This is a genomic window from Roseiarcus fermentans (assembly GCF_003315135.1).
Lineage (GTDB): Bacteria > Pseudomonadota > Alphaproteobacteria > Rhizobiales > Beijerinckiaceae > Roseiarcus > Roseiarcus fermentans.
In genome coordinates this window covers 67,596-81,104 of record NZ_QNRK01000011.1, presented here as the reverse complement: position 1 = coordinate 81,104, position 13,509 = coordinate 67,596, and the positions used below count along the sequence as shown (strand labels likewise).

General features: G+C 70.1%; 12 protein-coding genes. 7 read left to right on the top strand and 5 right to left on the bottom strand.

Annotated features, from left to right (window positions below):
• Positions 1 to 249 precede the first annotated feature (249 nt).
• The 3 genes from DFR50_RS11585 to DFR50_RS11575 form a co-directional block, all read right to left on the bottom strand.
• On the bottom strand, positions 250 to 1,176 hold the full coding sequence (locus DFR50_RS11585) for an ABC transporter substrate-binding protein (RefSeq protein WP_170153173.1): 927 nt from the start codon (positions 1,174 to 1,176) through the stop codon (positions 250 to 252).
• A 290-nt stretch (positions 1,177 to 1,466) separates the two neighbouring features.
• On the bottom strand, positions 1,467 to 2,036 hold the full coding sequence (locus tag DFR50_RS11580; protein WP_113889367.1) for a PadR family transcriptional regulator: 570 nt from the start codon (positions 2,034 to 2,036) through the stop codon (positions 1,467 to 1,469).
• A 170-nt stretch (positions 2,037 to 2,206) separates the two neighbouring features.
• Positions 2,207 to 2,635, bottom strand: coding sequence for a DUF2852 domain-containing protein (locus DFR50_RS11575; protein ID WP_113889366.1), 429 nt, complete (start codon positions 2,633 to 2,635; stop codon positions 2,207 to 2,209).
• 216 nt (positions 2,636 to 2,851) lie between these two features.
• On the opposite strand from DFR50_RS11575, the gene DFR50_RS11570 reads away from it, so the two are divergent.
• A complete protein-coding gene (locus tag DFR50_RS11570) occupies positions 2,852 to 4,390 on the top strand; it encodes an arylsulfatase (RefSeq protein WP_113889365.1) in 1,539 nt (512 codons plus the stop codon).
• Positions 4,391 to 4,592: 202 nt separating this feature from the next.
• The gene (locus DFR50_RS11565) at positions 4,593 to 4,934 is read left to right on the top strand and encodes a YciI family protein (protein WP_113889364.1); all 342 of its coding nucleotides are present in this window, start codon (positions 4,593 to 4,595) and stop codon (positions 4,932 to 4,934) included.
• A gap of 27 nt (positions 4,935 to 4,961) precedes the next feature.
• On the opposite strand, the gene trmFO is transcribed toward DFR50_RS11565, so the two are convergent.
• Positions 4,962 to 6,383 carry a methylenetetrahydrofolate--tRNA-(uracil(54)-C(5))-methyltransferase (FADH(2)-oxidizing) TrmFO gene (gene trmFO, locus DFR50_RS11560; RefSeq protein WP_113889363.1) on the bottom strand — a complete coding sequence of 474 codons (1,422 nt, stop codon included), beginning with the start codon at positions 6,381 to 6,383 and terminating at the stop codon, positions 4,962 to 4,964.
• Positions 6,384 to 6,508: 125 nt separating this feature from the next.
• Entirely contained in the window at positions 6,509 to 6,676 is a 168-nt protein-coding gene (locus tag DFR50_RS32505; RefSeq protein WP_113889362.1) for a DUF1127 domain-containing protein, read from the bottom strand.
• 682 nt (positions 6,677 to 7,358) lie between these two features.
• Between DFR50_RS32505 and DFR50_RS11550 the strand changes: the two genes are divergently transcribed.
• From DFR50_RS11550 to DFR50_RS11530, 5 genes are all read left to right on the top strand, one after another.
• Positions 7,359 to 7,766 (top strand): hypothetical protein, encoded by a 408-nt coding sequence (locus DFR50_RS11550; protein WP_113889361.1) that lies wholly within the window; start codon positions 7,359 to 7,361, stop codon positions 7,764 to 7,766.
• A 34-nt stretch (positions 7,767 to 7,800) separates the two neighbouring features.
• Positions 7,801 to 9,639 (top strand): methylmalonyl-CoA mutase family protein, encoded by a 1,839-nt coding sequence (locus tag DFR50_RS11545; protein ID WP_113889360.1) that lies wholly within the window; start codon positions 7,801 to 7,803, stop codon positions 9,637 to 9,639.
• 20 nt (positions 9,640 to 9,659) lie between these two features.
• Positions 9,660 to 11,816: a methylmalonyl-CoA mutase gene (scpA, locus tag DFR50_RS11540; RefSeq protein WP_113889359.1), complete on the top strand. Its 2,157-nt coding sequence runs from the start codon at positions 9,660 to 9,662 to the stop codon at positions 11,814 to 11,816.
• Between the two features lie 89 nt (positions 11,817 to 11,905).
• Positions 11,906 to 12,205 carry a hypothetical protein gene (locus tag DFR50_RS11535; protein WP_147262733.1) on the top strand — a complete coding sequence of 100 codons (300 nt, stop codon included), beginning with the start codon at positions 11,906 to 11,908 and terminating at the stop codon, positions 12,203 to 12,205.
• 215 nt (positions 12,206 to 12,420) lie between these two features.
• Entirely contained in the window at positions 12,421 to 13,446 is a 1,026-nt protein-coding gene (locus tag DFR50_RS11530; RefSeq protein ID WP_113889446.1) for an aldo/keto reductase, read from the top strand.
• The last annotated feature ends 63 nt before the right edge of the window (positions 13,447 to 13,509 follow it).

The window sequence follows — 13,509 nt, the reverse complement described above, 5'->3', positions numbered from 1 at the left end:
GCTCCAGGCAGGTTCCGCCGACCTCGTCCCCGTCCCCGGGCTTTTTCGGTCCGGAGGCGTCGAAGGAGGCTCGTGGGGACTCGAACCGGCGGCCCTGCGGCGCATCCTGCGCCACCCCCGGATCAAGTCCAGAAGGGGCAGGACGATGTCCGCGGAAGAACGCGCCGGCTTCCGACGTCGCAGCCGCAGCCGGAGCGCGTCCCGCTTGGTGACGGGACGCGCCCTGCCGCTACGGCGCCTCGTCCCGGGTCAGTTTCCGGGCGTCGCCGAGGCGTGGAGATCGGACGGAATCACGATCCACTTCGGCAGCTCTTTCTTGTCCTTGAGATAGTCGGTCACCACCGGGTAGATGTACTTGCCGATCGCCGAGCGAAGCTCGACCGAGGCGTTGGCGTCGCCCGCGGCGAGCGCTTCCTTCATCGCCGGCACGTAGTCGACCGAGACCATCAGGAAGTCCTTGCCCGGCTTCAGGCCGGCTTCCTTCATCGCCTGGATGGCGCCGAGCTGCATGTTGTCGTTGTGGGCGAACACGCCGCAGACGCCCTTGAGGTTGTCGGTGGCCTTGATGAAGGCCTCCATCACTTTCTTGCCGCCGTCGGTGGTGAAGTTGCCGCTCTGCGACTTGATGATCTTCATCTCGGGGAACTGCGAGATGATGGCCTCGAAGCCCTTCTTGCGCTCGATCGCCGGGGCGGAGCCGACCGTGCCCTGCAGCTCCACGATCTTGCAATTGCCCTTGCTGGCCTGGGCGAGCCAGGCGCCGGCGAGCTTGCCCTCGAGGTTGAAGTCGGCCGAGATGCGGGCGACGAACAGGCTCTTGTCGCCTTCCACGTCACGGTCGGCGAGGAACACCGGAATGCCGGCCTTCTTGGCTTCCTCGAGCACCTGGCTCCAGCCGGTGGTGACGACGGGGGCGATGATGATCGCGTCGACCTTCTGCGCAATGAAGGCGCGCACCGCCTTGAGCTGGTCCTCTTCCTTGCCTTGCGCGTCGGCGAACTTGAGGTCGATGCCCTCTTTCTTGGCCTCGTCCTGCATGTCCTTGGAGAAAGCAGGACGCCAGTCGCCTTCGTCGCCCACCTGGCTGAACCCGATCGTGACAGCGAAAGCGGACGAAGCGGCGAACGCCAAGGTCGCTGCGACGGCGGCGCCGCCCAGCCATTTTGCAAATTTCATAATGTACCTCCCGATTGTTGGCGCCTCGGCTGCCGGACGCTCGCTTGTTGATTCAGGCTTGGCGGCCCCCGCAGCCGAAATGCCAATTATCATACAATACGACTTAACGACAGGAGGGTCAATCGGCGCGACGCCGGCGAGCGCCGGAAACCGGGCGGACGCGAGACCGGCGCGAACCCTTCAGGCGCTGTCAAACATGGGAGACATTGCGGCCGCGGGCGGCCGGGGCGCGGCGCCCGGGCGGCGTGACAGCGACATCTCGCCGCGCGCGGCGAGGGGGCGAATCAGCCCTACAGATCCTCGATCTCGCGCCGCGCCCGCTCCAGGACGTCGCGCAGACGCCGGGCCTGCCCGGCGTCCAGCGCCCCTTCCCGCATCTTGGAGAACAAAGCCTGGCGGAGGTCGCGGATCGCCTCGCCGATGGCCTGCTCGCCGATCGGCGAGGCCGCTTCGTCGAGCTGAACCTTGATCGCGTCCAGTTCGGCGCTCTGCCCGGCGAGCCAGCTCTTTCCGGCCTCGGTGATCGCGAAGCGCCGGCGCGGGCCGTGCGAGGACGATGTGACGAGACCGGCGTCGGAAAGCTGCTGCAGGATGGGATAGATGGAGCCGGGACTGGGGCTGTAGGACCCCTGGAAGCGCGCCCGCAACACCCGGATGATGTCGTAGCCGTGGCGCGGCTCCTCGGCGATCAGGCCCAGCGCCAGCAGGCGCAGCGCGCCGGAATCGAACATGCGCGCCCCGCGCCAGCGCCCGAACGGGCCGCCGCGATGGCGTCCGAACAGGCCGCGGAAGGCGGCGCGCGGGCCGCAGTCCGGCGCCTCGTCATCGCCGGGCGGCGGCGGGCGGAAGGGGGAAGGCATCGATCGCTTCTCTGGCCGCGGAGCGCGACGGGATCATGCTAGAGCGACTTGCGTTCGTGCGGAATCGCAAACTCGCGCAAAGGTCTTTTTCGCAGGCGCGCCGGGGCGGAGGCGCCGGCGCGAGGGCGGCCGCCCCCGCCGGGGAAGCGGGGGCGGAACGACGGGTACGGTTACTTCGGCGGCTCGTCGCCCTTGGGCGCATTGCGCTCGGCCACGAACCGCTCGAACGCCTCGCGGTCCTGCGCCTCGCGGCGCCGCTTCTCGAAGGCCTCGAACGCCTCGGCCTCCTCGTCGAGCGCCTTCAGGGTCTCGCGCCGGCGTTCCTCGAACGCGGTGTTGCCGGACGACCGGCGGACGTGCGCGCGCGTCCCGAACCGGTCGGCGTGGAAGCCGCAGCCGCGTCCCCGCGCCGCGCGCCACAGGAAGTAGACGAGCAGGGCGACGCCGAGCGGATGGAACAGCCAGAAAGCCACGGCCACCGCCAGGATCTTCACCGGCAGCGGCGGGCCATGGCGACGCTCGCCCCATCGCCAGGGGTCGAAGTCATGAGGGAGCGGCCCCGGCCAGCGGGGGCGCGGGCCTTCGAACGTGTCGGACATGGTGAACCTCGTTCTTGCTATCCGATATATCGGATGCGTAGCATCTAAGGTGCGATATATCGGTTTCAAGGGGCGCCGCGGGCGCCGCGGCTTGCCCGAAAGCGCCGGTTTGACCCGCGTCAAACGCGCCGGTTGCGGATCCCTCTAGCGTCCGGGCCGGCGGACGCCCGGGCGGATGTCTCCATGCGCCGGGCGTCCCCGCGAGGACGCACGATCATGACGGATTCGGGCGCAACGCGATCGTTTCTCCACCGCGGCCGTCTCGGCCTCGCCATCCTCGCCGCGGCGCTCGCGGCCGTGTCCGCGGCGGCGGCGCAGAGCGCCGGGCCGCGACCGAACGTGGCGCTGATCCTGGCCGACAACGTCGGCTGGGGCGATCTCGGGCCCTATGGCGGCGGCGAGCTGCGCGGCTTTCCCACGCCGCGCATCGACGACCTGGCGCGCCAGGGCCTGCGCCTGACGCAATATCTGGTCGAGCCGTCGTGCACGCCCTCGCGCGCCGCGCTGATGACCGGCCAGTATTCCATCCGCAACGGGCTCTCGCTGGTGCTCATGCCCGGCACGCCGAACACGCTGCCGGCCGACGCCTTCACCATGGGCGACCTGTTCCACGGCCTCGGCTACGCCACGGCGATCTTCGGCAAGTGGCACCTCGGCCGCGATCCGCAGAGCCTGCCGACCGCGCATGGCTTCGACGAGTTCTACGGCATTCCGCCCGACTGGTCGTGGGACTCGGCGACCTTTCTCGACACCATCCGTCTCACGCATTCCTACACGCCGGCGCACGAAGCGGCGGTCGCGGCCGAGGCGATGATGGTCGAGGCGAAGGCGGGCGGGCCGCTGCGCGCGGTCAAACCCTATACGCCCGCGGTGCGGGCCGAGATCGACAACGAGCTGACCGACCGGGCGATCGACTTCATGACGCGCGCCCACGCCGCCGGGCGGCCCTTCTTCCTCTACCTGCCGTTCTCGATGGGCCACTATCCCAATCTTCCCTCGCACGCCTTCGCCGGCAAGTCGCGGATCGGCAACTACGGCGACAAGATGATGGAGGGCGACTTCCACGTCGGGCAAATTCTCGACGCGCTCGAGCGCCTCGGCGTCGACCGCGACACGATCGTCGTCTTCGCCTCCGACAACGGCCCGCAGGGCATGACGGTGCGCGAGCTCGGCAACAGCGGCACGCCCGACATGGGCTTCAGCGGCCCGTTCCGCGGCGAACTCGGCGACGCCAGCGAGGGCTCGGTCCGCACCTTCGCCTTCGTCCGCTGGCCCGGCCACGTGGCCGCCGGCTCGTCGTCCAACGCCATGGTCTCGGAAATGGATTTCCTGCCGACGTTCGCCGCCATCGTCGGCGGCAAGTTGCCGGCCGACCGGCCGATCGACGGCGTCGACCAGAGCGAGGCGCTGTTCGGCCGGAGCGCGCTCGGCGCCCGCGAGCAGCTCCTGACCTTCATCGGGCCGGATCTGGTCGCGGCGCGCTGGAAGCAGTGGCGCGTCTATTATCGCGACATCCGTCCGAGCGGCGAGGGCGCGCAGCGCCTCGGCGGGCTCGAGGCGGCGAGCGGCGAGATGAACGGCTATCCGAAGCTCTACAACATCGAGATGGACCCGGCCGAGCAGTTGAACGTCGCGTTCCTGTTCCCCTGGGCGCTCGATCCGGCGCTCCAGGCGGTGAAGGCCTACGAGCGCTCGGTCAAGGACCATCCCAACCCGCCGGCGCCGAACATCACGCGGTTCCGCGGCGGCGGGTGAGGCGCGCCAGCTCGCCCGCGAGCGTATCGGGCCGGCTCGCGCGCGGATCGTCGAGCGGGGCGCGGATGCTTCCCATGCGCTCGTGCGAAGTCCAATTTTCGACCATCGGCCGTGCGACGGTCCCGGCGCTCGCCGCAGGCGCCCGGGAAAGGGAAAGCCGGTCCGCCGCAAACAGGCGCGCGACATCAGGAGGAGGAACGGAATGGCGAAGTTCATGGTCCTGTACATGGCGAACCCGGCGGACTTCGAGCGGATGATGCGCGAGTCGACGCCCGAGCAGCAGAAGAAGGGCATGGACGCCTGGATGAAGTGGATGGGCGAGCACCAGGCGTCGCTGGTCGACGGCGGGGCGCCGCTCGGCAGGACCAAGCGCGTCGACGCGAAGGGGATCTCCGACACGAAGAACGGCATCGGCGGCTATTCGATCGTGCAGGCGGACTCCGCCGAGGCTGCGGCCGCGATGTTGCAAAAGGGCAATCCGCATCTCGAGATGCCCGGCGCCTGGGTCGAGATCGTCGAGATCATGCCGATCCCCGGCATGTAGCCGGCCGCTGCGGGGACGCGGGGAATTCTATCCGGCCGCGTCCTCGCTCCGCAACGGCGGGCGATTGGCCTCGATCCAGGCGGCGAGGTCGGCGTCCGCCCGCGCCGACAGCGCGCGCTTGCGCGCCGCGCCGCGGTCCGGTCCGCGCAGGCGCCGGCCCGTCTCGTCGACCCGCGGCTCGACGATCGGCGGAAACAGGCCGAAATTGACGTTCATCGGCTGGAAGGAGCGCGGCCCGGCGTCGATCGCTTCGATGTGGCCGCCGGTGATGTGGTTGAGGAGGGCGCCGATCGCGGTCGTTCCGGGCGGCGGCTCGAGCGCCTCGCCGCGGCGTTCGGCTGCGGCGAGGCGCCCGGCGATCAGGCCGATTGCGGCGCTCTCGACATAGCCCTCGCAGCCGGTGATCTGGCCGGCGAAGCGCAGGCGCGGCTCGGCCCTGAGCCTCAGGAGCGGGTCGAGAACCTTCGGGGAATTCAGGTAGGTGTTGCGGTGGATGCCGCCGAGCCGGGCGAATTCGGCGCGCTCGAGGCCGGGGATCATCCGGAACACCCGCGTCTGCTCGCCGTATTTCATCTTGGTCTGGAAGCCGACGATGTTGAAGAGCGCGCCGATCGCGTTGTCCTGCCGGAGCTGCGCCACCGCCCAGGGCTTGACGGCGGGCGCATGCGCGTTGGTCAGGCCCACGGGCTTCATCGGCCCGTGGCGCAGGGTCTCGCGCCCGCGCTCGGCCATGACCTCGATCGGCAGGCAGCCGTCGAAATAGGGCGTGCCCTCGAACTCGCGAAACTCCGTCTTCTCGGCCGCGAGCAGCGCGTCGACGAAGGCCTCGTACTGGTCGCGGTTCATCGGGCAGTTGACATAGGCCGCCGCGCCCTCGCCGCTCGGCCCTTCCTTGTCGTAGCGCGACTGCATCCAGGCGACGTCCATGTCGATCGAGGCGCGATGGACGATCGGCGCGATGGCGTCGAAGAAGGCGAGCGCGCCTTCTCCGGTGAGGCGGGCGATCGCCTCGGCGAGGGCGGCCGAGGTGAGCGGGCCGGTCGCGATCACGACATTGTCCCAGTCGGCGGGCGGAAGACCGGCGATCTCGCCGCGCGCGAGCGTGACCAACGGGTGCGCGAGCACGGCGCTTTCGACCGCTTGGGAAAATCCGTCGCGGTCGACCGCGAGCGCGCCGCCCGCCGGCACCTGATGGGCGTCGGCGCTGCGCAGGATGACCGAGTCGAGGGCGCGCATCTCGCGGTGCAGCACGCCGACGGCGTTGGTCGCGGCGTCGTCGGAGCGGAAGGAGTTCGAGCAGACGAGCTCCGCCAGCCGGCCGGTGCGGTGCGCGGCGGTCGCGGTTTCGGGGCGCATTTCGTGCAGCACGACCGGAACGCCGGCCTCGGCCGCCTGCCACGCGGCTTCCGAGCCGGCGAGGCCGCCGCCGATGACGTGAATGGGACGCATCGCCTCGTCTTCGCCCGAGCCGGGCCGGGGCGTCAACCGGACAGCGGCCCAAACAAACGAAAAAGCGGCCCGCCAGGGGCCGCTTCCCGATCCGTTCAGGCGAAACGCAGACGGTTCACGCCGGTTCAGCCGACGGTCGACATCACCGACTGGCGGACGACCGTTTCGATCTCGCCGCGGCGGATGCCGATGTCGTTCAGCTCCCGGTCGGTCATCTGGCTCAGTTCCCGAACCGCTTCGCGATACCGGCGCCACGCGGCCAGCTTGTCGGCGACGTTCTTGAGAGTGCTCATGGTCTGGTCTCCTGAATGTCCCGCCCGCCCGCGCGAGCGGATCGGACGGCGTTTGTGTTGCGATGCAACAAATCTTTCCTTGCGCTGCAACATAGGCGGCTCGGTCGCTTTTCGGTAGGTATGCGTATTCAGCGCAGGTATGCGACAAATGCATACAGAGATTACACAAATGTTCATATTCCTACGCCCGGCGGCGCAGGCGCCCGGATTCCCGGACGGAACGGATCCTCCCGGCGCCGGCCGCGTTCCTGGCCTGGGGCCCGCGAACGCCCCGCCATCACTCGGAAAGATCAGCAATCGAGCGGCCGTGGCGGGTATCGGGACGGTGCGGCGGCCGCGCCGCCGCGCCGCTCGCGGCGACGGCTCCGGGCGGGCGGGCCTGGGCGGATTCGCCGCCGTCGCGCCGTCGCGACGGCGGTCACCCGAGGGCGCTGCGCAATTCCTGCATAATTCGTCCGGGTTTAGTTATGTGAAATTCTCATGAAGGTCTGAGCGAGCCGCGTCGCGCCGGCGTCCGGCCGGGTCCCCTCGTCCGCCGCGCCCTTTCGTCGCGCCCTCGGTCGCCGGCGGGCGTTTCGGTGGCGTTCGCGCCGCCGACCAATTACTATGCGGGGCGTTCTTGATTTTGGTTGCGCTGGGGGCGACACAACGCCGCAAAGACCGTGCAACCAGGGAGTCATTTATGGACAACGTCATCGCCCGCGTCGCCACCGCGGCCAACCTGTCGCCGGAGGTCGCCCGCAAGACGGTCGCGCTGATCGCCGACTTCATCCAGCGCGAAGCGTCCGAGGAGGCGGTCAAGGACCTGTGGGAGAAGGCGCCGGAGCTGCACGCGATCGTCGCCTCCGGCGACCGGACCGGCGGCGAGGGCATGGGGTTCGGACTGAAGGGCCTCATGGGCATCGCGACCGGCGCGATGGGCGGCGGCGGCCTGATGGCGCTGGGCGGCGAATTGATGGGGCTCGGCCTCAGCATGGACCAGATCCAGACCTCCGGGCGGGAGGTGTTCGCCTACGCGCGCGAAGTGGCGGGCGACCAGATCATCGGCGAGATCGCCGCTTCGATACCGGGCATTTCCCAATTCATCTGACCCGGAGTTTTCCGGGTCGCACAAACGACAGGGAGTGAGGGCTGTGGGAGCGGAGGCGGAAGTATTCCCGGCCTGGACGGAGGCCGACTGGCGCAAGGCCGCGGAAGCGGCGCTGAAGGGGGCGAGCCTCGACAAGCTCGTCGCCAGGACCGCCGACGGCGTCCGGATCGAGCCGGTCTACCAGCCCGCCGAGGGCCCGCGCGCCCTTCGCGCCGGCGGGGCGTGGCGGGTGATCGCCCGCCTCGACAATCCCGACGCCCGCGAGGCCAGCGCCCAGGCGCAGGACGACCTCGCCAACGGCGCCGACGGGCTCCAGGTGGTGTTCGCGCGCGCGATCGGCGCCTACGGCTTCGGCCTGCGGCGATCCGACCCGGAGGCGCTGGGACTGGCCTTCGACGGCGTGCAGTTCGACGCCGGGACCCGCTTCGAGCTCGACCTCGGTCCGGACGGTCCGGCCGAGGCGCGCGCCTTCCGCCAGCGCATCCGCGACGCCGGGGCCGAGCCCGCGATCTCGGCGGTCTCCTTCGGCCTCGATCCGTTCGCGGCGGCGGCCCGCGGGCCGTTCCCCGCCGACTGGTCGGCGCACGTCAATCCTTACCTCGACGCGGCGCTCGACCTGCGCTCCGGGCGCTTCGCCGGACCCTTCTTCGTCGCCGACGCGCGCAGCGTGCATGCGGCGGGCGGCTCGGCCGCGCAGGAACTCGCCTTCGCGCTGGCCGCCGCCGTCACCCTCCTGCGCGCCCTCGGCGACGCCGGCGTCGCGCCCGACGCAGCGCGCGCCATGCTGGCGTTCCGGCTCGCCTCCGACGCGGAGGAATTCGTGTCGCTGGCCAAGTTCCGGGCGTTGCGCATCCTGTGGGCGCGGGTCGAGGACGCCTGCGGGCTCGCGCCGCGCGCCCCGTACGTGCAGGCGGAAAGCGCCTGGCGGATGATGACCCGGCGCGATCCGTATGTGAATGTCATGCGCGGAACGGTCGCGGCGTTCGCCGCCGGCCTCGGCGGCGCCGACACCGTCAGCGTCCTGCCGCATACGCTCGCGGTCGGTTTGCCCGACAGTCTGGCGCGCCGGCTCGCCCGCAACGGCCAGCTCATTCTCTTGCGCGAGTCCCACCTCGGATTCGTCGCCGATCCCGCCGCCGGCGCCGGCGGTTTCGAGGCCCTGACCAAGGCGCTCGGCGAGAAGGGCTGGGCGCTGTTCCAGGAGATCGAAGCCAGGGGCGGCCTGCCGTCGGCGCTCGTGGAGGGGACTTTCCAGCGCAAGGTCGGCGAGAACGCCGCGGCGCTCAGGCGCGACATCGCCAGGATCAAGACGCCGATCACCGGCGTCAGCGCCCACCCGCAGCCTGACGAAACGCCTGTCGACGTCGCGCCGGGGGCGCCGGCGCCGGAGCCGTTCGCATCGGTCGAGGGGGCGCTGTCGCCGATCCGGCTCGCCGAGCCGTTCGAGGCCTTGCGCGACCGGTCCGACGCGATCTTGGAAAAGACCGGCGAGCGCCCCCGGGCCTATCTGGTGGCGATCGGTCCGGAGCCCGCCCACCGCCGCCGGGTCGCCTACATGCGCGACTGGCTCGAGGCGGGCGGCGTCGCCTCCGTCTATGACGGCGAGGCGGCGACGCCCGAGGACGCGGTGGCCAAGCTCGCGGCCAGCCGCGCCCCGTTCGCGTGCCTGTGCAGCGACGACGCGACCTATGCGGCGCGCGGCGAGGCCTTCGCCGCCGCCGTCAAGGCGTCCGGCGTCAAGGGCCTGATGTTCGCGGGGCGCCCCGGCGACCTCGAGCAGGGGCTGCGCGCGGCGGGCGTGGACGAGTTCGTGTTCGTGGGCGGCGACGCGATCGCCGCCCTCGAGGGTCTCTACAAGCGCGTCGCGCCGTAACGGGCGCTCTGGAGGGTGCGATGGGCGTGATTCCGAATTTTGCCAAAGTCGCCTTGGGCGACGCGCCGGTTCCGGCCGCGGACGCCGGGACGGAAACCTGGGCGACCCCCGAGGGCGTCGAGGTCAGGTCGTACTACGACGCCAGCGACCGGGCCGGCCGCGACCTCAGCCACGACTGGCCGGGCCTCGCCCCGTACCTGCGCGGGCCTTACCCGACGATGTACGTCAACCAGCCCTGGACGGTGCGCCAGTACGCGGGCTTCTCGACCGCCGAGGCGTCGAACGCCTTCTACCGCGCCAATCTCGCCGCCGGGCAGAAGGGGCTGTCGATCGCCTTCGATCTGGCGACCCACCGCGGCTACGATTCCGATCATCCGCGGGTCGCCGGCGACGTCGGCATGGCGGGCGTGGCGATCGACTCGATCTACGACATGCGCACCCTGTTCTCCGGCATCCCGCTCGACACGATGAGCGTGTCGATGACGATGAACGGCGCCGTGCTGCCGGTGATGGCGCTCTACATCGTCGCCGCCGAGGAGCAGGGCGTGCCGATGGAGAAGCTGACCGGGACCATTCAGAACGACATTCTGAAGGAGTTCATGGTCCGCAACACCTATATCTATCCGCCCGCCTCCTCGATGCGGATCATCTCCGACATCTTCGCCTTCACCGCGAAGAACATGCCGAAGTTCAACTCGATCTCGATCTCCGGCTATCACATGCAGGAGGCCGGCGCGACGCAGGACCTCGAGCTGGCCTATACGCTGGCGGACGGTCTCGAATACATCCGCGCCGGGGTCGCCGCGGGCATGACGGTCGACCAGTTCGCGCCCCGCCTGTCGTTCTTCTGGGCGATCGGCATGAACTTCTTCATGGAAATCGCCAAGATGCGCGCGGCGCGGATGCTTTGGGCGAACATCGTGAAGGGGTTCGGCCCGAAATCGGACAAGTCCCTGCCGCTGCGCACCCACAGCCAGACCTCGGGCTGGTCGCTGACGGCGCAGGACGTGTTCAACAACGTCATCCGCACCCAGATCGAGGCGATGGCGGCCACGCAAGGCCACACCCAGTCGCTGCACACCAACGCGCTCGACGAGGCGCTGGCGCTGCCGACGCCGTTCTCGGCGCGCATCGCCCGCAACACCCAGCTGTTCCTGATCGAGGAGAGCGGCACCACCCGCATCATCGACCCCTGGGGCGGGTCCTATTACGTCGAGCGCCTCACCACCGAGCTCGCGGCGCGGGCGCAGAGCCACATCGACGAAATCGAGTCGCTCGGCGGCATGGCCAAGGCGATCGAACAGGGCCTGCCGAAGCGGCGCATCGAAGAGGCCGCCGCGCGCACCCAGGCGCGCATCGATTCCGGCCGTCAGACGGTGATCGGCGTCAACGCCTTCCACCCGACCGTCGAGCGCGGGATCAACGTTCTCAAGGTCGACGCGGCGACCGTGCGCGCCGCGCAGATCGACAAGCTCCAGCATCTGCGCGCCGAGCGCGACGAGGCCAAGACCCAGGCGGCGCTCGCGGCGCTGACGGAAGGCGCGCGCGGAAACGCCAATCTGCTGCAACTGTCGATCGAGGCGGCGCGCGCCAAGGCGACGGTCGGCGAGATTTCGCTCGCGATGGAGAAGGTGTTCGGCCGGCACGTCGCCAGGAACCAGGTGATTTCCGGCGTCTATCTCGCCGAGTCGGGGGCGACGACGGCGGCCAACGAGCGGGTCCTGTCGATGGCGCGCGCGTTCGAGGAGAACACCGGGCGCCGTCCGCGCATCCTCGTGGCCAAGATGGGCCAGGACGGCCACGACCGCGGCCAGAAGATCATCGCCTCCGGCTTCGCCGATCTCGGCTTCGACGTGAAGATCGGGCCGCTGTTCGCGACGCCCGAGGAGGTCGCGGCGCAGGCCGTCGAAAGCAAGGTCGACATCGTCGGCGTGTCGTCGCTCGCGGCGGGCCATCTGGCGCTGGTGCCGGCGCTCAAGAGCGCGCTCGCCAAGGCGGGCCTCGGCGAGGCGATGATCGTCGTGGGCGGCGTCATCCCGGAACAGGACTTCGCCGAATTGCGCGCCGCCGGCGCCGACGCGATCTTCCCGCCCGGGACCGTCGTTCCCGAGGCCGCGCAGGCGGTTCTCGAGGACCTGAACGAGCGGCTCGGGTTCAGCCAGCGCGCGCCCGCCTGAGGCGGCGCGCCGGGCGCTTTCTCTCCCTTTCCCGAAATGGTGCAGACGGTCTCCGCGGGGACCGTCGCGCGTGGCTCGTGTGATCCAGATTGGCGCCGATCCGGCCCGTTTCGCGCGGCGCCGGAATTGCCATCCTCTCGGCGTGCGGCTATCGAGAGGGTGAGGCGCTCATGGGCGGGCTGGCTTCCGACATCGTCGAGCGCGCGATCCTCCATGCGCAGCGGCTGTCGGCGAACGCGAGTTACCAATGGCCGACTGCGCGCGCGGCGCTGTCGCGGATTCTCGAGGATCTCGAGCAGCGCGCCCGGGACGACGAGAGCCTGGAGCGCCTGCGCCGCTTCATCGCTGAAGGCGATCGCGCCTCCGCGGAGCGGTCGGGCGAGTGTTAGCCCGCAGCGCCCCGGCGAGGCCGCGCTTGACTCGCCGGCGGCGGTGCAGAAGTATTTTCCGGACGCCCAGGATGGTCTTCGCACATTGCGGGCCCGGGAATTCGGCGCCACGCGTTTTACAGGGAGGAAGCCGACGCGGCGGTCCGCGAGGCGGCCTTTGTCACGGGCTCTCAGGGAAGGGCGTCGCCATGCCGATGGGCGTGAACGGACGAGGCTTGCGAACCCGGAAATTCGTGACGCGCCTCGGCGCCGAGCTCACCTTCAGCGAACTCGGCTTCGGCGGCGCGCCGCTCGGCAACCTCTATCGGCCGCTGACCGAGAAGGAGGCGCGGACGACGCTCGAGACCGTGTGGGCGACGGGCTGCCGCTACTTCGACACCGCGCCGCTGTACGGCCTTGGTCTCTCCGAGACCCGCCTCAACGGATTCCTGAGGCCGAAGCCGCGCCACTCCTACCTCCTCTCGACCAAGGTCGGCCGCCTGCTCGAGGTCTGCAAGCCGCAGGAACGGTCCCGCCCCAACGCTTTTTTCGAGACGCCGTCGCGCCGCGAGCGCTTCGACTATTCCTACGACGGCGTCCTGCGGTCGCTCGAGCAGTCGCTCGAGCGCCTCGGCCTCGATTCGATCGACATCGTGTTCGCCCACGACGTCGATCTGACGACCCATGGCTGCTCCGAGGCGGTCGAATGCCGCCTCGCCGAGTTCATGAACGGGGGCTACCGGGCGCTCGACGAATTGCGCGCCGCCGGCGTCGTCAAGGCGATCGGCGCCGGCGTCAACGAGTGCGAGGCGGCGGAGGCTTTCGCGCGCGCCGGCGACTTCGACGTGTTCATGATCGCGGGCCGCTACACCCTGCTCGAACAGGACGCGCTGACCAATTTCCTGCCGATGTGCCGGCAGATGGGGATCGGCGTCGTCGTCGGCGGCCCGTTCAACTCCGGCATTCTGGCGACCGGCGTCAAGTCCGACGCGCACTACAACTACCGGCCGCCGCCCGACGCGGTGAAGGCGCGCGTGCGGCGCATCCAGACGGTTTGCCGGGACCACAACGTCAGGTTGCCCGAGGCGGCGCTGCACTTTCCGCTCGGGCACCCGGCGGTGCTCAGCGTGGTTCCCGGAGTCGCGCGCGCGAGCGAGGCCAGGCGCAACGCCGCGATGATGGCGAAGAAGATCCCGCCGGCCCTCTGGCGCGCCTTGAAGGGGGAAGGGCTCTTGCGCGAGGATGCGCCCTGCCCGAGGTGACCGGGGCCCCAAGCCCGGCGAAACGCTGTCATGGCGAGCGCGAAAGTTGCCCGGCCGCATGGC

Excerpts from the sequence above, each read along its gene's own strand:
- scpA (WP_113889359.1), top strand. The coding sequence starts at position 9,660 with ATGGGCGTGATTCCGAATTTTGCCAAAGTCGCCTTGGGCGACGCGCCG.
- DFR50_RS11565 (WP_113889364.1), top strand. The coding sequence starts at position 4,593 with ATGGCGAAGTTCATGGTCCTGTACATGGCGAACCCGGCGGACTTCGAG.
- trmFO (WP_113889363.1), bottom strand. The coding sequence starts at position 6,383 with ATGCGTCCCATTCACGTCATCGGCGGCGGCCTCGCCGGCTCGGAAGCC.
- DFR50_RS11585 (WP_170153173.1), bottom strand. The coding sequence starts at position 1,176 with ATGAAATTTGCAAAATGGCTGGGCGGCGCCGCCGTCGCAGCGACCTTG.
- DFR50_RS11580 (WP_113889367.1), bottom strand. The coding sequence starts at position 2,036 with ATGCCTTCCCCCTTCCGCCCGCCGCCGCCCGGCGATGACGAGGCGCCG.
- DFR50_RS32505 (WP_113889362.1), bottom strand. The coding sequence starts at position 6,676 with ATGAGCACTCTCAAGAACGTCGCCGACAAGCTGGCCGCGTGGCGCCGG.
- DFR50_RS11570 (WP_113889365.1), top strand. The coding sequence starts at position 2,852 with ATGACGGATTCGGGCGCAACGCGATCGTTTCTCCACCGCGGCCGTCTC.
- DFR50_RS11550 (WP_113889361.1), top strand. The coding sequence starts at position 7,359 with ATGGACAACGTCATCGCCCGCGTCGCCACCGCGGCCAACCTGTCGCCG.
- DFR50_RS11575 (WP_113889366.1), bottom strand. The coding sequence starts at position 2,635 with ATGTCCGACACGTTCGAAGGCCCGCGCCCCCGCTGGCCGGGGCCGCTC.